The organism is Methylobacterium sp., assembly GCF_019745455.1.
Classification (GTDB): domain Bacteria; phylum Pseudomonadota; class Alphaproteobacteria; order Rhizobiales; family Beijerinckiaceae; genus Methylobacterium.
On the sequence record NZ_JAIETD010000076.1, the window covers coordinates 1 to 18,656 of the forward strand.

The window sequence follows — 18,656 nt, forward strand, 5'->3', positions numbered from 1 at the left end:
AATTCCACCTCAGGCCGCCTGACCGATGGCCGCTCCAACTCCACCCCGAATTTCCACCTCATTGACGGACACGACCGTTGCAGAAATCTGACCTTAAAGAACTGGCGGGAGCGATAATCCCGAAATGGAAGTCACTTGATTACGTTTCCGGATGGCTGTTGAAGGCGGTGAGTTACACAAAAGTTGAACCGTGTCGCTTTGCATTTGTTTGCACAAGTTCGATCTCAGAAGGGCTTCAAGTTGCGCTCGTTTGGCCTCACATTTTAGACGGTAGTCGCGAGATCTATTTTGCGCACCGCCCATTTAAATGGTCCAATCTAGCCAAGAGTAACGCGGGTGTCTCAGTTGTTGTCGTGGGCATAGCGCCCGTTTCAGATGTCGGGCAACGCAGGATCTATGATGGGGACGTTTTACGACAGGTAGATCGAATAAACCCTTATCTAGTCCCGGCCTCGACCGTCTATGTTCAGACGCGCCCAAGCCCCCTAAGTGATGTTCCCCGAATGGTAATGGGCAGCATGCCGCGAGATGGTGGGAACCTCATTCTCGATCAGGATGAGGAGCGGCGCCTTTCGGAATCCGTCTCGTGCGCTGCGAGCTGGTTGCGGAGATACGTTGGTTCAGCTGAGCTGATACGAGGAACAGTTCGGTACTGCCTCTGGATCGGTGACCGAGACGCTGCGAAAGCGCGCGAGAATGCAGAGATAGAGCGGCGCTTGGAAGCCGTTGCCGAAATGCGTCGGCTAAGCCCTCTTGCATCCACGACAGAGTTTGCTGATCGCCCCCACCGATTTGTTTACTTGGCAGGTGAAAGTCATATCCGCACCATTGCAGTCGCAGGAGTATCCTCGGAGAAGCGTCCATTTCTTCCTGTCGACGTGTTTGATCCGCATACGATCGTCAGCAATCTTGCATTCGCGATTTACGACGCCCCTCTATGGAATCTTGCTCTTATAGGGTCCCGGTTGCATTTGGTTTGGGTAGCCGCAGTGTGCGGCAAGATGAAGATGGATTACAGGTATTCCAACACCCTCGGATGGAACACCTTCCCGGTTCCGATTCTGACCAACAAGAACAAGGCTGACCTGACACGTTGTGCAGAGGACATCCTGCTTGCACGCGAGACGCATTTTCCCGCCACGATCGCTGATCTTTATGATGCGGAGGCCATGCCCAATGACCTTCGTGCTGCTCACGACCGCAACGATGAAGTGATCGAGCGCATCTATCTCGGACGACGGTTCAAGAACGATACCGAGCGGCTTGAGAAGCTCTTCGAGCTCTACACCAAAATGTCTGTTGCCCCAGCCAAATCCTCGAAGACTCGTTTGGCGGCGCCAGCATGAGTGACTACGTTTTGTTCCAGATGTGGGGTCCATTCCGACAGTCGTTGATTGCCGGTCATCTCTTCTATGTTGAGCAGGCGCGAAAGCGCTTGCTTTCACAGTTTGAAGACATCGAGGTCGAAGCCGACAAGGCTGCCGAGGATTGGCTTCAGCGAAGCAGCGGAAGGTTTGATCCTGATCGGCATGATCCAGGCGACTTCTACGAAGCTGCCAATGACGCCGGTATCGAGTTCTATACCCTTCTCAGTGATATGCGGGACCAGACGCGCTTGAGCGTCGTCGCGGGTATGTTCCATGAATGGGACAAGCAGCTGCGTGATTGGCTGGTTCGAGAAATCCAGCATTGGCACCATGGCGATGCCGCTGCACTGAAAGTGTGGTCGGCTGACTTTGTGCAGATCGCCGAACTGTTGGAAAGCATTGGTTGGCCGATCTGCAGCGCAGAATATTTCCAGAAGCTTGATGCCTGCCGTCTTGTTGTCAATGTCTACAAGCACGGCAAGGGCAAATCCCTCGAAGATTTGAAGCAAAGGTATCCTGAGTATCTCCATGACCCGTTCGGCGGTTCTGGCGCTGCATTTTCAGGTGTGGAGCATCGCGACCACACGCACCTGAAGGTGTGCGACGCGCAGTTTCAGGCTTTCTCCGATGCGATCGTGGCGTTCTGGCAAGCTGTCCCAGAGAACATATTTGAGTCCAAGGTCAATGACGTGCCCGACTGGTTTGGCAAGGCCATCCTGAAAGACCGCACCGGCCACAAACAGGCGAGCAAGCAATGATCGACAATACGCCAAAGTCAGTCCCCTCGGTCTCCGTGTCCTATGCCAGCAACGGCAGCTCGACCAAGGCCAATGAATTCGGCATGCGGCCGATGCAGGAGCGCGCCTTCGAGAAGCGGGGCGAGCAATATCTACTGATCAAATCGCCGCCGGCCTCGGGCAAGAGCCGCGCGCTGATGTTCATCGCCCTCGACAAGCTGACCAACCAGGGCGTCAAGCAGGCCATCATCGTGGTGCCGGAAAAATCCATCGGCTCCAGTTTCCATGACGAGCCGCTCAGCAAGCACGGTTTCTGGGCGGACTGGCACGTGGAGCCGAAATGGAATTTGTGCGACGCGCCTGGCAATGACAATGGTGGCAAGGTCAATTCGCTCGGCGCTTTCCTCGAAAGCGGCGACAAGGTTCTGGTCTGCACTCATGCGACGTTCCGCTTCGCCGTCGACAAATTCGGGGTTGAGGCGTTCGATGAGCGGCTAATCGCGGTGGACGAGTTCCACCATGTTTCCGCCAATCCAGATAACAAGCTAGGCATTCATCTGGGCGGATTCATGAGCCGTGACCGCGTGCATATTGTCGCGATGACCGGGTCTTATTTCCGGGGGGACGCGGAGGCCGTGCTGGCCCCGCAGGACGAAGGCAAGTTCGAAAGCGTCACCTACACCTATTATGAGCAGCTCAACGGCTATCAGTATCTGAAGCAGCTCGACATCGGCTATTTCTTCTACTCGGATTCCTACGCCGACGACATTCTCAAGGTTTTGAACCCGGCCGAGAAGACAATCATCCACATCCCCAACGTCAATTCGCGCGAGAGCACGAAGGACAAGATCAAGGAGGTGGAGCACATCATAGAGGAGCTGGGCGCTTGGCAAGGGACGGACCTCGCCACAGGCTTTCAACTGGTCAAGACGGCTGACGGCCGGATTCTGCGCATCGCCGACCTGGTCGATGACGATCCCGCCAAGCGCGACCGGGTTTCGGCTGCGCTGAAAGATCCGGCGCAGAAGAACAATCGCGACCACGTCGACATCATCATCGCGCTCGGCATGGCAAAGGAAGGCTTCGACTGGATCTGGTGCGAACACGCACTGACGGTGGGCTATCGCTCCAGCCTTACCGAGATCGTGCAGATCATCGGCCGCGCCACCCGCGATGCACCGGGTAAGACCCGCGCCCGCTTCTCGAACCTGATTGCCGAGCCCGCCGCCGCCGATGACATCGTGACCGAGGCTGTGAACGACACGCTGAAGGCCATCGCGGCGAGCCTGCTCATGGAGCAGGTGTTGGCTCCCCGCTTCGAGTTCAAGCCGAAGAACCCGCAGAACGGGCCGACTCCGGGCTTCGACTATGGCGAGGGGGGCTTCGATCCGAACAAGTGCAACGTTGGCTTCAACGAGGACTCCGGCAAGTTCCAGATTGAGATCAAGGGCCTGGCTACGCCCAAGAGCGAGGAGGCGACCCGCATCTGCCAGGAGGATCTGAATGAGGTGATCGCGGCCTTCGTGCAGGACAGGACGACGATCGAGCGTGGCCTGTTCGACGAGGAATTGGTTCCCGAGGAACTGACCCAGGTGCGTATGGGCAAGATCATCAAGGACAAGTTCCCGCAGCTCGACGCGGAGGACCAGGAGGCCGTTCGCCAGCATGCTGTGGCGGCGTTGAATCTGACCCAGAAGGCGAAGGAAGTCGCGGCGGGCAGCTCGCTCGGCGAGGAGAGCGCGAGTACCGCCTTTGTCGATGGCGTCCGCAAATTCGCGATGGACGTGCGCGAGTTGGACATCGACCTGATCGACCGGGTGAATCCGTTCGGGGAAGCCTATGCCATCCTCGCCAAGACAATGAGCGAGGAGAGCCTGAAGCAGGTCGCCGCGGCGATTGCCGCCAAGCGCACCAGCCTGACGCCGGAGGAGGCGAAGGTGATCGCCAAGCGCGCCGTTGAGTTCAAACGGGAACGCGGACGTCTGCCGTCGATCAGCTCGGCTGATGCTTGGGAAAAGCACTTGGCTGAAGGCGCCGCAGCGTTCGTCCGCTTCAAGGATGAGGGCCGTTATGAGTGATCTCGACCTTGATGAACTGCGTTCGGAACTCGACGATTTCGCGCAGCCCGAGAAAAAAGGCGGCCGTTCGCCCCGCGAGGAACGCATCATCGCGGGCTTCGAGGAAATTCAGCGGTTCGTCGAAAAAAGCGGCGACGCTCCGCGACATGGCGAGGACGGCGACATATTCGAACGGCTGTATGCCGTGCGGCTCGATCGACTGCGCGTGCTGGAGGATTGCCGCTCCCTCCTCACGCCGTTTGATCACCAGGGACTGTTGACGGGCGCGCCGGTCACGTCGTCTGCGCCGGCGGACGCAATGGACGAGGACGAGCTGCTTGCCGAACTGGAAGGTGCTGCGGGTTCATCTGACATCACCAAGCTGCGCCACGTGCGTACCAGCGCCGAAAAGCGCGAGGCCGAAGAAATCGCGAGCCGGGAAAAGTGCCTCGATTTCGAAACGTTCAAACCGCTATTCGAGCAGGTACAGAGCGACCTCGAAAGGGGGCTCCGCACCACAAGGCCGTTCGTCAAGGATGCCGGGTTCCTCAAGGCCGACATTCAGGCAGGCCAGTTCTTCATCCTTGGCGGCCAGACCGCCTATGTCGCCGAGGTCGGAGTGCCGATAAAGGCGCCGAACGGCGAAACCGACGCGCGGCTTAGGGTTATCTATTCCAATGGCACCGAGAGCGACCTGCTGCTGCGGTCGCTCCAGCGCGCACTTTACAAGGATGAGGCTGGCCGGCGGATCACGGAGCCGAGTGCCGGGCCGTTGTTCGACGACCAGACCGACGATGGCGACCAGGCCAGCGGCACAATCTACGTGTTACGCAGCAAATCCGACCATCCGCTGGTCGCTGCGAACCGTGAAATCCTGCACAAGATCGGCGTGACGGGCGGAAGCGTAGAGCGGCGTATCGCCAACGCTCGCCTTGATCCTACCTACCTCATGGCCGATGTCGAGATCGTGGCTACTTACGAGCTCTACAACGTCAACCGCGCGAAGCTTGAGACCTTGATCCACAAGGTCTTTGGCGCGGCGCGGCTGGATGTCGAGATCAAGGATCGCTTCGGCCAGCCCATCGTGCCGAAGGAATGGTTTCTAGTGCCCCTGTTCGCCGTCGATGAGGCGGTGAACCGGATCAAGGACGGCACGATCACAGGCCGTGTTTATGATCCGAAAACTGCACGTTTGGTGCTTCGGGAACGCTGACCAAGAGTTATCACTTAGGAACATGCCGAAAGGTCTTCGGCGCAAAAATGTCGATGGTAACGCGACAACGTCATGCGGGTATCGCAGATCGCCCAAGGCGCGTTGGGTCGGCGACAGAGGCTCTCCACAATCTAGTAGGCTGCCCGGCCCATTTTGGCAGGGCGAGGCACAATAATTGCTCCGCGTATCCCGCGGATTTTAAGCAGCCCCTTTCGAAGCTCAGGGTGTTCCTCTGTTCGGGCGATATCGTCCCAGATGACCACGACAATATGTCTATACGGACTGTTTTCCTGGAGATAGGTGCTTGCATCTGCGGCGACTTCTTCAATCACTTTAGAAAAAGCGGTTTTGCCCGCGCGAAGGAATTTCGCCTCCACAATAAGGTCCAACGAGGGAACAGCGAAGTCAGCCCGGGGTTTATGATGGCCCAAGGATTTTAGCCACTCCTCATCATCAATATCAGTGAACACGGGAGCTAGCACGGCCCAAAGTAGATTTTGAACGTGATACTCGTTTTCTATTTCCCAGCGCGCGATGGCGGATTTAGGCGTGCGAGGTTTGTCTTCCCACGTCCAGTGCCGCAGACCCGCTGATAGACCCTCAAGCAAGTTTATGACCTGCTCTACCGTAATCGCACCCGGTCGGATTGAGGTCGAATTTTTGAGAAGAAAGTGGAGCGCGATCTGCTGCGTGGCAGCACGTGTCATGCCGTCGTTTTTACCGCGCCTTTCGGCGATCAATGTCCATGCGGCTTCCTTGTCTTCCTCGGATACCGGCGCGCCCAAACGTTCGGCCAGCGCAGTCCGTAAGTCGGCCGTCATCGTGCTCGCGGCTAGCCCGAGGAGTTCAGACGCTGAGGCAATGAGCGCATCATTCCAGTCACCGGGATTTCCTGGTGCCGGCTGCTTTGCAAGTAAGTTGCGTAGCCAACTGGCGGCTTCTTTTGCCTTGGCCGCGGGCAATTTCGAAATCCCGAGCGCCACTCCAAGCAGGGCTATGCCGTCTACTTCAAACGCGAGCGGCCGACCTGGGACGAAGAAAGACCGCTGCTGGAGCCAATTCAGCGCGTCGACAAACGCGGCCTGAAACCCTGGGTCGAGATGGTAAGCATAGCCAAGGACGGCGGCGTGCTTGGACTCACGCGCAGCCCCATTTGGCGCCATTGCAGCGTCACCAAGAGCTGCGAGAATTGTGATGTTGCCGTGATGCCTGAACCCCATCCATTGAGAGAACGCGCGAGCGTGTTCCGGCTGATTAACATCATCGCTGGCCGCGATCGCAAGTGCTTCACTTAGCTGGTCTATCAGATGGGTCACAGGAACCATCGCGTCCGGCCGATGGAACCAAGCATGGTGTCGGGGTCCCAATTGGGTACGTCGCGCAGTCCGGCCAGGAGGCGCGCGATGAGTTCGGAATAGAGGATCGTGATGGGAAGTGGGGCCGGCGTGAACATACGCCATGAGTGGCAGGAGAAATCGAAGGCCTGTCGAGCAAGATAGGTCATGTCTCGGAATGTGGACTTCCGATGAAGCTTCAGAAGGGAAGGCTGCGGGAGACCGTGATGCGGCAGCTTCACTTCGCGACTGCCGGTGAAGCAGAGAAGCGTCTCTGAGTCGCTCAGCACGACCGACAATCCTCGCTCTGGAGCAAGCGCTCCCTTGGTGGCGCCTGACCATCGAATACCTTGATTGGTCTCGTCGAATAGACTGAACGGATGGTCATCGACGACATGCAGGAACGCGTACTTCACTTGTGATAGGCCAAGGTTATCGACGAGCTTAGCAACAGCTTCTGCTTCGGCATCCTTGATCTGCTTGAACACATGAAAAATCAGACGGACGTCGTCGGTGCTTCGCCAGTTGTCTGTCTTGCGCACCTGCTCGATGGAGTGTGCCAGCGACTTGAATAGCTCGTGAGGATAGTCGTCGTACGACACCGCCGCTGTCCGGTTTTCGAGAAGATATCTCCCGTCGCTGCTGAAGACGGTCGTGATGCCCACAACGCGTTCTTGGCCCCCAAGGCGGGAGGAGCTGATATTCTGAGATCCAATGCCAATGACGAGCTCATGGGCGACGCTCGGGTGCGACTTTAGGAGCCAAGGGACGCCGCCGGCCTTGGCGTAGGTCGCCACACTCATATTGTTTAGCGCGTAGACGAGCCGTCCGTCCGGCATGTTCATCGTATCGAGAGTGATCTCCTGAACGGGCACGCGTTGTTTGAGGAAAGCGGCCTTCACCGCGAAATATGGATTTCTCACCGCAGGTAAGTCACGGAACGCTTTGTCGATCTGTACGATGGCCAGATTCCACTCGAAGCCGTCGTTGGTCGCCGCTTCGATCGCCTCGCGGCACGCAGCGGCGTATTCCGCCATGCTGCTGCCTCGCGATGTGAATATCTGGACCTTCGGTTTTTGGAGTGCGTAGCGCCGGATGAAGCCCTTCTCGTACGGAATGCGATCACCCGATTTGACGTTTGGGAGACCGTCGAGGAACTTCGCCAAGAACCGATCTACCTGCCCCTCGAACGCCGATTGGCAGACCACCGCGATTCTAAGCTCCTTAGGCGTGAACGAGCGCTGGTCGTATGGTCCATTCTTGTCGAGACCCCCTTCGTTCCAAGTACCTGTCCGGGTGCCGCTCGGGTCAAAGACCAGGATCGGCTTTTTGATCACCTCGCTTGCGAAATTCCAGCTTCCTTTGACGCTGCCGGTCAGTGGGCCAAGGCGAAGTGGGACACCGGGAGCCAACTCGATCTCCTGCCGACGAAGGTAGTCGAACATCCTCCGCGTGTGTTCGAGGCGACCCGGGCCGCTGACGTGCTTGGATGCAGTGTGATCGGCCGCATTGAGAACCTTCGCGGCCTTCGAACCAAGCAGCCGCTCGGAGCACCAGACCAAGTTTTCCTTTCTGTTCTCGAGGAAGGCATCAGCGAGTTCGATAGAGGAGGGCCCATCGCCGTGGTCTTCAAGTATAATACGGGAGCCTTGAAGTGAGGTTACGCGCCCGGCGAGCTGATATGCGCCGCGCAAGCGCTCGTCGTCGCGAGCATGGAAGGAAGTGACATACCGGCCTTCTATTGGAATACCGGCGGTCATTAGGGCTTCGCAGTTGGCTTCGATCCGGTTGGTGGTGCGTACACCGCACATGAGCAACAACTCCGAGCGCTTGTCGCCAGTGCGGATCGAACGCGTGTCGAAAGAGAAGATCACCCGGCGCTGCAGCCAGTCGGGGAGGCCGCTATCTGCGGGGAGCAGATTTGTAGGCTGCTGCGAGAGAACGCGCAGGGGATGCCATCCTATGACCTCGCGCCCCAACCTTATGAAAAGCCTTAGCAAGGCATCGAGGGTGAGAGGCCCTAGAAGCCAAGGCGCTTCGCTTGCGAGGTGATCTTCGGCCGAATTTCCGAGCCGCGTGAGGCCATCGACCAGCGCCACCGAATGGATCGATGAACCGTCCTCACCCCCGCGCCGGAACAGGTATTCCTGTCTATGTTTGGTGCGGAGTTGCTCGAGGACGTCTTTGTTAAACGGCTGAACGCCGACCGTTAAGCTGGCTTCCGGATCGCTTTCGATACGCACTGCATTGAGTAGGAGCTTTGCCATACAGGATTATCTCTGAGGTCCAGATATTGGAAATGAATGCGAGGCCGACGTTGCCATCCTGTAAGGGCGGCTCGGTTGATTGTAGAAATCAAAGGTAACGTATCGACCAATGCCGGCCTCTATTCTACGTTGCCTACTGACGCTGGCGGAAAAACTGTCCGGCCAGGTGGGGGGAAAAACTTGGGGGACGCAGCGGCGAGCGCGTTCGCGGCGACATTTGATGTTGCCGACGATCTTCTCTGGCAGGCGAGCGCCGGCCGGCTGGCGGGTCGCGGTGCGATTACTATCGGACGGTCGGGACAGATTGGCCCACTGGTCGAACTGGCGCTCGCGACACGCGCGACGCCGACGGCTTACGCCTCTGTCAAAGTCACCCCGCCTTTCTTTAAGCAGGTGCTGCAGGGCTTGGCCGCCGGCCAGATCAGTGGAGGCGGCGCTCGCGATATTGCGGGCGTGTTTCCGTTGGTTCGAAACGAACCCGACGGCGACGACAGCCGCTGGCACCAATGGGCGAGCCACGCGGAAAACGCAGCGGTAGCGTCCGGCCTTGCGCGCGGCCTTGTCAGCGGCCTGATGGGCGCGCTGGGTGAGCTGCAGGAAAACGTCTATCAGCACAGTGGCCGACCAGAAACGGGCCTCATGGCATACGCGACGGTTAACGGAGCATTCGAGTTGGTTGTTGCGGACTCGGGAGTCGGCGCCCTGGCGAGCTTGCGGCAAAATCCCGAATATTCCCAGCTCAGCAATTCCGGTGAAGCGTTGAAGGTCGCCGTATCGGACGGCGCCTCGCGCCACGGCCGCGTGAGTGGACGAGGCTACGGTATCGGACAACTTTTCCGGGCGCTGGCTCATGATGCGGCGGACCTACGCTTTCGCAGCGGCGATCACGCGCTGCGGCTTTGGGGTGACGCTCCCAGCCTCAGCGGGCATTTTGAGGTCGCTCAAAAAGCTTGGCTGGATGGGATGATCATTACGGTCAGGTGCGTGCCCTCGCGCGATGATGGAGCGCAGGCGCGGCGACGGCTCCGCACCTAGCTCATGGGCTGAGCGCACGGTCCTGACGTTGTGAGCGACCAGGTCGTCGATTGGCGCGCCTTTTGGTGTCGGCGATGACGCCCACTTAAGCTGACCGGATTCCGTGAGCACCGCGCGCTTGCGGCGGATCGCGCGCGCGAACGCCTCGGTGTCCAGCAGACTGACTTGGCTGAAGTGGCGGCGAAGCTGCGTCGCCTTCCGGCCGCCGCCGCGGATGATAAGCGTGAGCGGGCGGGCAACGCGGTCTGCGAGCGTGCAGAGCTGATCGACATGCCAGTCAATGCGCTCACCGCGACCACCCCCGGTAGCGAACTCGAAAGCGAGAATCTCGATTTCGGGTCGTTTCGCGATAAGACCGCCCCACCGGCGATAATCGTGGTCGGTGCGGGCGTTGACATGAAGTGCGGCGTGAAGGCCGGCGGCAGCCATCTCCGTCCATGCGAGCAGAATGCGCTTCATAGCGTGGAGGTTGTCCGTCCGCGGGACGTCTAGGAGCACGCTATAATTGGGCGCGGTGATCGCTGCGATCCCCAGGTTAGCTAAACCTCTGAGGAGCTCAGGGCGGTTCGGAAGCTCCCACCAACGTTCGATGGGGCCGTCCTTATCGACGCCACTGAGGACGATCATGGCGTCAACTGGAATCAGGAAGCGTGCCGCAAGTTCGTCCTGGGATGCGACATGCAGCTGACCGGTCGCCATGTTGACGACCTCGTACAGCGACAGGGCAACGACAGGTTCATTCAGCGTGCCAGTGCGACCATAGCGATGGTCAATGAACGGAACGAGTCGCGGCAGCGCGGGGACGCCGCGCGGAGGCACGCGCGGCGCGGTGTCAAACGAGAGCCCGCCGACCTCTCGCATTCGGGCGACAAACAGGCGCTGGTTGAAACGACAAACCATGTCGCACCGGCTCTTGTCGCGGCAAGAGCACAAGTCGCGGCAATCGAGGACGCCGGCGTCAGTGTGAACGCCTCCGCAACGATTGAATTCGAGACAGGTCGGGCAGCCAAGGGATGGGGCGTGACGGATATCATCGTCCCAGAGACGCTGGGGGTGCGGAAAGTAGCGAGACGGCTCGTTGGAAGGGCGCTCGTTCATCGAATGCTGACCTCCGCCGTATCGCCGAATAGGCCAATGCGCTGCGCCGTTCCCTCGGCGTAGCCGCCGCCCGTGGCGAGGGCGGACGCGAGATCAGCGGAGGGATTGGAAACACGGCCGATCGGGCGAAGGCCATCGCTGACGGTGACGCCGGTCGGGCCACTTTCGACAATCAGGGTGTCACCCGCTCGCAGCGACGCGCCGGGTTGAAGCTCGACGGTCACGGTGCGAGCAGCCTCCGACATCGTAAGGTCGAGCAATGTCGGTTGCTTCAGCCGATTGAGACCGCCGTCCCAACGCTTCTTCCAAGGCCTGCCCGTCTGGGCTCGGATGTAATCAATACCCATCAGGCGGTCTCCAGAACAGGGCTGAACGATTTGGTTTTCCCCGCCTTCCGTTCAATGACCAGCCCCTTTGCGGCAAGACTGGAGAGGCGGTTGTTCCAAGCGGTCGGACCTATACGTTGGTCGGGGAATCGCGCCGCAAGCTCGGGCGCGGTGACGGACCCAAGCTCACAGATTGTCTCGAACGTTGAACGCTGCGCTGGGTCGAGATCGCCTACTAGCCGAGCACCGCTCGCTTGCCCGTGAGCGTCAACGTCGCAGACCCAGAAGACGTCGTTGCGTGCTTGCAGGAAGAACTCGAGCTCTTCGAGAACAGCTGGATCTGGGTTGGCGGCGACAGGGTAGACGTTGGCCAAGGATCGACGCGCATAGTCGCGGAACCCGATGATAGCCTCGCGTAGGAAGGAACTGGTTGCGACTTTCACTCCCTGGAAGTCGAGGAAGCAGGCTGTCGGCTCCTTGAGGGGCGGCGTTGTATCGATCAACGCAGTGAGCAGCTTCCGTCCGGCAACTCCGCCGGAAAAAACCTCACGCCCGTCCATCAGTTTTAGCAGTTCGTATCGCAACTCATTATCCTCACGTGTTGCAAGTGAATATAGTGAGCGACGCTTTTGCCGTCAAGGGCGCGCCATAGCCCTCCACAGGCTCCGATTTCCGCAAACGGAACTGAATTGCAGTTTGTCAGAAGATGGTCTATGTTTCTGACAGTGAGGCAGTCATGCAGCGATTGACGGAACGTATTTTGGCGCACGCGACGCAGCTGCCGGAGGGCTCTCCGGTTTCGGCTAAGGGCTTGTTGCATCTTGGCAATCGGGCGGCGGTTGATCAGGCGCTGCACCGGCTGGCTGCGCGTGGCCAGATTCAACGTGCGGGACGAGGTGTCTACGTCCTGCCCGTCGAAAGCCGCTTCGGAACACGGCCGCCCACCGTCGAGCAAGTCGTCAGTGCTGTAGCGGCGCAACGCGGCGAAGTAATCGCCCCGAGTGGCGCGGCGGCTGCAAACGCTCTTGGGTTGACTACACAAGTTCCCGTGCGCGCGGTGTATCTCACCTCGGGACGTAGCCGCACTCTCAAATTGGGCAAGCAGTCGGTCGAATTGCGCCACGCGCCGCGTTGGCAACTGACATTGGCCAATAGGCCGGCAGGCGAAGCGCTACGGGCGCTGGCCTGGCTTGGCCCGGAGAGAGCGGAGGAAGCCATCGAGATGCTGAAGCGCAAAATGCCGCCGGGCGCTTTTGGTGAGTTGGTCGCTGTTGCTCCGCGGCTTCCGACTTGGCTCGCTCGAAGTGTTGGGAAGGCCGCATATGGCTGATGCCTTTCTTCGTCTCTCGGCTAAGGATCGCCGCGACGCCCTGGGTGTCGCGGCCGACCGTGCTGGGCGACCTGCCCATCTCTTGGAAAAGGATGTGTGGGTGGTCTGGGCGCTGGCGACCCTTTACGGCTCGGCGCTCGGCGAACATCTGGTGTTCAAGGGCGGCACGTCGCTATCCAAGGCCTATCAGGTCATCCGGCGGTTTTCCGAGGACGTCGACCTGACATACGACATCCGGGCGATTGCACCCGACTTGGTGGGCGACGACGGCGAAGCGTTGCCTAAGACGCGCAGCGAGGAAAAACGCTGGTCCAGCGAGGTGCGCAAGCGCCTGCCCGATTGGGTTGAAGGAAGCGTTCAGCCGATCATCGCAGACGCGCTCGCGGCTGAAGCTTTGGCGGCCATCATCCGCGTCGAAGGCGAGAAACTGTTCATCGATTACGAAGCTGCGACGGCTGGCTCCGGGTATGTGGCACCGAGCGTGATGCTCGAATTCGGAGCACGGTCGACGGGCGAGCCCGCGAGCTTGCGCGACATCGCCTGCGACGCGTCTGGCCTGATTGAGGGTGTGACCTTTCCCACGGCTCGACCACGCGTGATGCATGCGGAGCGAACCTTCTGGGAGAAGGCGACGGCCATCCATGTCTTCTGCCTGCAGGAGCGGCTGCGCGGCGATCGCTTTGCTCGTCACTGGCACGATGTCGCGCGGTTGGACGAAACCGGCTTTGCCGCGTCCGCCTTCGCTGATCTCGACCTGGCGAACGCGGTCGCGCGCCACAAGACCATGTTCTTCGCCGAGAAGTCGTCCGATCGAACACCCATCGATTACGCGGCGGCTGTCAACGGCGGTCTGCGGCTTGTGCCCGCAGGCGATGGTCTGAAGGCGCTTGAAGAGGACTACGCCCGCATGGTCGACGACGGGCTTCTTCTGGAAGACGCCGAGCCTTTCGAAGCGCTGATGGCGCGATGTGCCAATATCGCCGAGCGAGCCAATCGCGTCCGCGAATAGAAAAAAACTGGGGGACGGCGCCGTGCGAATTTCGCGGATCAAAATTACAAACTTCGCCAACTTCTCAGACCTCGACGTGGAGACTGGCGACAGCATTGTCATCGTCGGCGAGAACAAGGTTGGCAAGAGCAACTTCGTCCGCGCCTTGCAACTGATCCTCGATCCCGGCCTGTCCGAGCGCGATCGCCAGCTTGGGCTTGAACATTTCTGGGACGGACTCGGGGAGGATAAGCTCGGAGAGACTGTAGAGATCTCTGTCGAACTGACCGACTTCACCGACGATCCGCGGTTGATGGCCCATCTGGGCGATTGCGTGGTGGACCCAGGTCCGCCGATGGTCGCGCGTCTGACCTACCGCTTCCAACCGAAAGTTAATCTCGGACGCGATCCGGAGAGCTTGGCCGACTACGAGTATATCATCTTCGGCGGCGACGATCCGGAGATGTCCATCGGCTCTTCGTTGCGCCGGATGCTGCCGCTCGACGTGCAGGTCGCGCTTCGCGATGCCGAGAAGGATCTGGCGAGCTGGCGCAATTCACCGCTCAGGCCGTTGATCGAGCAACTGGCGACCTCGCTTGATGAAGACGCGCGGAACGAAATCCAGGAGCTGGTTAGCGAAGCGCAGGCTGACCTGGTGGGCCGGGCCGAGGTGGTCGCTACGGCCCAACGGATAGGTGAGCGTCTGATTGCGATCGCCGGCGAGCAGCATGCGGTTCCATTGACTCTCGGTCTCGCGCCCACACGGGTAGACGCGCTGCTGCGCAGTTTGCGCTTGCTGATCGACAATGGCGCCCGCGGTATCGGGGACGCCAGCCTGGGCACGGCGAACCTGATCTTCCTGGCGCTAAAGAGTCTTGAACTCGACCGGCTCGTCATTGACGGTGAGCGGGACCATACGTTCTTCGTGGTCGAGGAACCCGAAGCCCATCTTCACCCGCATGTGCAACGGCTCGTCTATCGCTATTTCCTCGGCAATACGGGGGATGTCGAGGAGGATACGCCGCCGCTCACAACAATCCTCACGACGCACTCACCGCATATCGCCAGCGTCACTCCGATCCGTTCGATCGTGCTGCTGCGCCATGATGTCAGCGAGGAGACGACGATAGCGGTTTCAACCGCGAAAGCGCCGCTGACACAGCGAGACGAGGCGGACCTGCAGCGCTACATCGACGTCAGCCGCGGCGAAATCTTCTTCGCGCGTGGCGTGATTTTGGTGGAGGGCGATGCCGAGCGGTTCCTCATCCCCGCGTTTGCGGAGGAACTGGAAATCCCGCTCGACATGTTGGGCATCACGGTGTGCTCGGTGAGCGGCACGAACTTCACTCCCTATGTGAAGCTGTTGGGACCGCAGGGCCTCAACATCCCGCACGTCATCCTGACGGATCGCGATCCGAACGGCACCAAGCCGCCGCTCGTCAGGCGCCGGCTGATCAATGTACTGCGGCTCGTCGAAGACGGGGTGAACTATACGCCGCTCAACGCCGACGCCGTGATCGCTCGCGCCGAGCCGTTCGGCTATTTCGTAAACAGCAACACCCTCGAGCCGGAGCTGTTCACCGGCGGGCTTGCCGAGGCGATGCAGGAGGTCATTGAAGAGGAGCTATCCATTGGCGAGGAGACACGCGCAGAGCTCCAAGGATGGGTCGATGACACCGACGATCTCGACGAGGAGCGCCTGATCAAGCTCATCGAGCGGATTGGAAAAGGGCGCTTCGCACAGGCTCTCGCTCCCCATGTCAGTGACGAGACGTGCCCGGATTACATTCGGCAAGCGTTGGAGCATATCCGCGATGCCGTTTCGTAGCGTCAGTGCCGCCTATCTCGCCCAGGCGGCCGATCTCGCTGGCAATCCGGGCCAGCAGGCGGCTTACGATTCGAGCGGACACTGCGTTGTCCTGGCGGGTCCGGGCAGCGGCAAGACCAAGACGTTGGTGCTCAAGCTGGCCCGGATCATGGCCGAAGACGTGCGGGCGCCGCGCGGCGCCGCCTGCATCACCTATAGCCAGGAATGCGCACGCGAGCTGACGCGACGCTTGGAACGGTTGGGGCTGCGTGAAGCGCCTAACCTGTTCATCGGCACGGTTCACGGCTTCTGCTTGAGGCATCTCCTCATGCCCTATGCCCGTCTCGCTAATCTACCCGTGCCGTTCCCTCTCGCCGTCGCAACGCAGCGGCAGAGCGATCAGGCGATGAAGCGGGTGGGCGATCGGCTCTTCGGCGTCGGGCATCCCAACAAGCCGATGGATCTCGGTCGCCATCGGCGGTCGATCCTTGATCGGGCCTCGGTTGCCTGGACAAGCGAAGGCGAACTGGCCGAATGGGCGGAAGAATATGAGGCCGAGTTGCGCGGAATGGGCCTGATCGACTTCGATGACCTCGTGATCTTCGGCCAACGGCTCGTGTCCGAGCATGACTGGGTGCTCCCGCTGCTTCAGGCGAAATTCCCGGTCCTGGCGGTCGATGAATATCAGGATCTCGGGGTGGCGCTGCACCGCATCGTCAAGCGCGTAGCCTTCGATGGCGGCGTCCGGCTCTTTGCCGTGGGAGACTCCGATCAGTCGATCTACGGTTTCACCGGCGCCGACGGTGCGCTGTTGCAGGAGTTGGCTGAACGGGATGACGTGGAGCGCGTCCAGCTCCAACTCAACTATCGCTCCGCCTCGCGGATCGTCAGCGCCTCGGAACTGGCGCTGGGGGAGGTGCGCGGCTACGTCTCGAACGATCCGGATCGGGAAGCAGTGATCGCGTTCGTCGAGTGCGACGATGGACTTGAGGGTCAGGCGGCGCGCGCTGTGGCCGAAATAATCCCGGCAGCGCTAGCGGCTAAGCCCGGCCGCGCGCTAGGCGACATCGCCATCCTGTACCGGGATTATCGCACCGGCGACGTCGTCGCCGAGGCCGTGGCCGCTGCGGGGCTCGACTTCATCCGCGTCGATACTGCCGCGCCATATCGCAAGGTCGCGCTGACAAGCTGGATCGAGGACTGCGCGGCCTGGTGCGCTAACGGCTGGCGTGAGGGTCGGCCACAGTTACGCGGATTGCTTGATCGGTGGCTTGGCTTTCACCGCACTCGCCTCGCAGAGGCTGAGGCCCGCCGCGAGGCTCATCGGCTGACCCGGCTCCTTTGGTCGCTGCGGGCGGACGATGGGCTGGCGCGGGACTTCGTCGGCGCGCTGCGGGCGGGCATGCTCGATGCGCTGATGACGGCAGAGCCAAGCCTCGCCGATCAGCGTGAACAGGTGGTGCGCATGTCGGCGGCGCTCGCCGTCGGCGGCGCGCTCGCTGATCTGGATCTGGCGAGCCTCGGTGGTCGCGACGGGTCGCCTCTCCACCTCAATCTGTTGACGTTGCACTCGGCAAAGGGCTGCGAATATGACGTCGTGATTATGGTGGGGCTCGATCTGGGCGGTTTGCCGTGGCGCAACGAGCTGCCGGCGGCGCGACGCGAAAGCCGACGGCTGTTCTATGTTGGCCTGACGCGGGCCCGTGACGAGATCCACATGCTGTATTCTGGTTACGTCGATACCGGCCGCGGGCGAATGCATTGGGGGCGCTCGCCGTTCCTGAATGAGCTTGAAGAGCGGATGGAGGAGGCCGAGGGCGAGTAATCTATGCTGTCATTCCGTGAAGCCCAGGCTGTCGAAGACCTGGCCGATCTCTTCTACGATTTCCTTCCCGGCAGCGGGAACACCCGCACAGCGTTCCCGCTTGCGGCCGCCCAGGCTGGCGTCGGCGAGCTATGGATTCCGGGGAGTAAGCGGCCGGCGATCGTCCAGCTCTTGACCGCCACTCTCGAACAGCGCCGATCGCTTTTCACGAAGCTGATCGTCGCGATCGTCCGTCAGGCGATGACGTACCGCCGCGGCAAGGGCAATCCCCTGAGCCGCGCCGAAATAGACCGGCTGAACACTCTCCTTCCGGGCGTGCAATTCAAAATTCCCGAGTTGCTCGATCCCGGGTTTCTCAGAAGCTTTGGAGGGCCAAAGGCGGAGGAGCCTTCTACACAAGCGGCTGCGATACTGAGCGAGGCGAAAGCGCAGGAACTTGCGGCGCTTCTGATCGAGATCACCAAGCTTGACCCGCAGACCCGAGGCCTACGGTTTGAGGGGTTCCTCAACGAGTTGTTCGCCGGGTTCGGGCTAGCGCCGCGCGGTGCTTTTCGGATCGTCGGAGAGCAGATTGATGGGAGCTTCCGACTCCAGGGTCACACCTATCTGGTCGAAGCCAAGTGGCACGGGCCGCAGATTGGCTTTGCCGATCTGATGACCTTCTCGGGGAAGGTCTCTGGCAAGGCGGCTTGGTCGCGCGGGCTGTTTGTCAGTAATTCCGGATTTACGGCCGAAGGGCTTGAAGCGTTTTCGCGAGGGCGGCAAACCAATCTCATCTGCGCTGATGGGCTCGATCTGTATGAAGTGCTGTCGCGCAAAGTGTCGTTGATCGACGTGCTGGAAGAGAAGTCGCGTCGCGCTGCCGAAACAAACCGCGCCTTCGTTGCCGTACGCGATCTCAATCTTTGAGGCGGCTGAACGGTGGCAGCTCGACGATGACGGTATAGATAGGGGAAGGAGAGTTCACACCGGTCGTAGTGTAGCGTGGAAACGGCGATGTCGGTATGAATGCCCTTCGAGTGACCGTTTCGGCCGTCATTGGCGATAGATGGCGGAAGGTCATTTTCCGATACCGAGCCCAAAAAACCAATGTTTTCAGCAGCGCCATTTTCTGACGGTGTGACTGACGGTATAGCGTCCCGAGAAAAATATTTTGCGCAGTAAAATCAGTGCATTATGATTCTAGGAAATAATCGAGTGGGAGTGAACGTAATTCGTGCCGTGGCTTCCGCTCTGATGGTACCGACTGCGCGGTAAAGTTCGGCACCGGAC

14 protein-coding genes are annotated in these 18,656 nt (G+C 60.2%); 9 read left to right on the plus strand and 5 right to left on the minus strand.

Translation table 11 applies throughout. The features are described 5' to 3' along the window. The first annotated feature begins 77 nt into the window (after window positions 1-77). The 4 genes from K2Y56_RS26510 to K2Y56_RS16310 are packed head-to-tail and all read left to right on the plus strand — an operon-like array spanning window position 78 to window position 5,374. The gene (locus K2Y56_RS26510) at window positions 78-1,346 is read left to right on the plus strand and encodes a type IIL restriction-modification enzyme MmeI (RefSeq protein WP_366848963.1); all 1,269 of its coding nucleotides are present in this window, start codon (window positions 78-80) and stop codon (window positions 1,344-1,346) included. Continuing rightward, window positions 1,343-2,125: a hypothetical protein gene (locus K2Y56_RS16300; RefSeq protein ID WP_292509682.1), complete on the plus strand. Its 783-nt coding sequence runs from the start codon at window positions 1,343-1,345 to the stop codon at window positions 2,123-2,125. Before K2Y56_RS26510 ends, K2Y56_RS16300 begins: the two co-directional genes overlap by 4 nt. Then, the gene (locus K2Y56_RS16305) at window positions 2,122-4,182 is read left to right on the plus strand and encodes a DEAD/DEAH box helicase (RefSeq protein WP_292509685.1); all 2,061 of its coding nucleotides are present in this window, start codon (window positions 2,122-2,124) and stop codon (window positions 4,180-4,182) included. The genes K2Y56_RS16300 and K2Y56_RS16305 overlap by 4 nt, the downstream gene beginning before the upstream one ends. Next, window positions 4,175-5,374, plus strand: coding sequence for a GIY-YIG nuclease family protein (locus K2Y56_RS16310; RefSeq protein WP_292509688.1), 1,200 nt, complete (start codon window positions 4,175-4,177; stop codon window positions 5,372-5,374). The genes K2Y56_RS16305 and K2Y56_RS16310 overlap by 8 nt, the downstream gene beginning before the upstream one ends. A gap of 131 nt (window positions 5,375-5,505) precedes the next feature. Here the strand turns inward: K2Y56_RS16310 and K2Y56_RS16315 are convergent, their stop codons facing one another. The 5 genes from K2Y56_RS16315 to K2Y56_RS16335 form a co-directional block, all read right to left on the minus strand. Continuing rightward, window positions 5,506-6,690 (minus strand): hypothetical protein, encoded by a 1,185-nt coding sequence (locus K2Y56_RS16315; protein WP_292509691.1) that lies wholly within the window; start codon window positions 6,688-6,690, stop codon window positions 5,506-5,508. After that, window positions 6,687-8,975 carry a hypothetical protein gene (locus K2Y56_RS16320; protein WP_292509694.1) on the minus strand — a complete coding sequence of 763 codons (2,289 nt, stop codon included), beginning with the start codon at window positions 8,973-8,975 and terminating at the stop codon, window positions 6,687-6,689. The genes K2Y56_RS16315 and K2Y56_RS16320 overlap by 4 nt, the downstream gene beginning before the upstream one ends. A gap of 864 nt (window positions 8,976-9,839) precedes the next feature. Next, the gene (locus K2Y56_RS16325) at window positions 9,840-11,108 is read right to left on the minus strand and encodes a DUF4417 domain-containing protein (RefSeq protein WP_292509697.1); all 1,269 of its coding nucleotides are present in this window, start codon (window positions 11,106-11,108) and stop codon (window positions 9,840-9,842) included. After that, window positions 11,105-11,455 carry a hypothetical protein gene (locus K2Y56_RS16330; protein WP_292509699.1) on the minus strand — a complete coding sequence of 117 codons (351 nt, stop codon included), beginning with the start codon at window positions 11,453-11,455 and terminating at the stop codon, window positions 11,105-11,107. The genes K2Y56_RS16325 and K2Y56_RS16330 overlap by 4 nt, the downstream gene beginning before the upstream one ends. Continuing rightward, the gene (locus tag K2Y56_RS16335) at window positions 11,455-12,018 is read right to left on the minus strand and encodes a hypothetical protein (RefSeq protein WP_292509701.1); all 564 of its coding nucleotides are present in this window, start codon (window positions 12,016-12,018) and stop codon (window positions 11,455-11,457) included. Before K2Y56_RS16335 ends, K2Y56_RS16330 begins: the two co-directional genes overlap by 1 nt. A 152-nt stretch (window positions 12,019-12,170) precedes the next feature. On the opposite strand from K2Y56_RS16335, the gene K2Y56_RS16340 reads away from it, so the two are divergent. Genes K2Y56_RS16340 through K2Y56_RS16360 form a run of 5 tightly spaced genes read left to right on the plus strand, consistent with a single transcriptional unit; the run spans window position 12,171 to window position 18,293 of the window. Further along, a complete protein-coding gene (locus K2Y56_RS16340; protein ID WP_292509703.1) occupies window positions 12,171-12,764 on the plus strand; it encodes a DUF6088 family protein in 594 nt (197 codons plus the stop codon). Further along, the gene (locus tag K2Y56_RS16345) at window positions 12,757-13,773 is read left to right on the plus strand and encodes a nucleotidyl transferase AbiEii/AbiGii toxin family protein (RefSeq protein WP_292509706.1); all 1,017 of its coding nucleotides are present in this window, start codon (window positions 12,757-12,759) and stop codon (window positions 13,771-13,773) included. Before K2Y56_RS16340 ends, K2Y56_RS16345 begins: the two co-directional genes overlap by 8 nt. 22 nt (window positions 13,774-13,795) lie before the next feature. Beyond that, window positions 13,796-15,580, plus strand: coding sequence for an AAA family ATPase (locus K2Y56_RS16350; RefSeq protein ID WP_292509709.1), 1,785 nt, complete (start codon window positions 13,796-13,798; stop codon window positions 15,578-15,580). Beyond that, the gene (locus K2Y56_RS16355; protein WP_292509712.1) at window positions 15,567-17,384 is read left to right on the plus strand and encodes an ATP-dependent helicase; all 1,818 of its coding nucleotides are present in this window, start codon (window positions 15,567-15,569) and stop codon (window positions 17,382-17,384) included. The genes K2Y56_RS16350 and K2Y56_RS16355 overlap by 14 nt, the downstream gene beginning before the upstream one ends. Before the next feature lie 3 nt (window positions 17,385-17,387). Next, window positions 17,388-18,293: a restriction endonuclease gene (locus K2Y56_RS16360; protein ID WP_292509715.1), complete on the plus strand. Its 906-nt coding sequence runs from the start codon at window positions 17,388-17,390 to the stop codon at window positions 18,291-18,293. Window positions 18,294-18,656 lie beyond the last annotated feature (363 nt).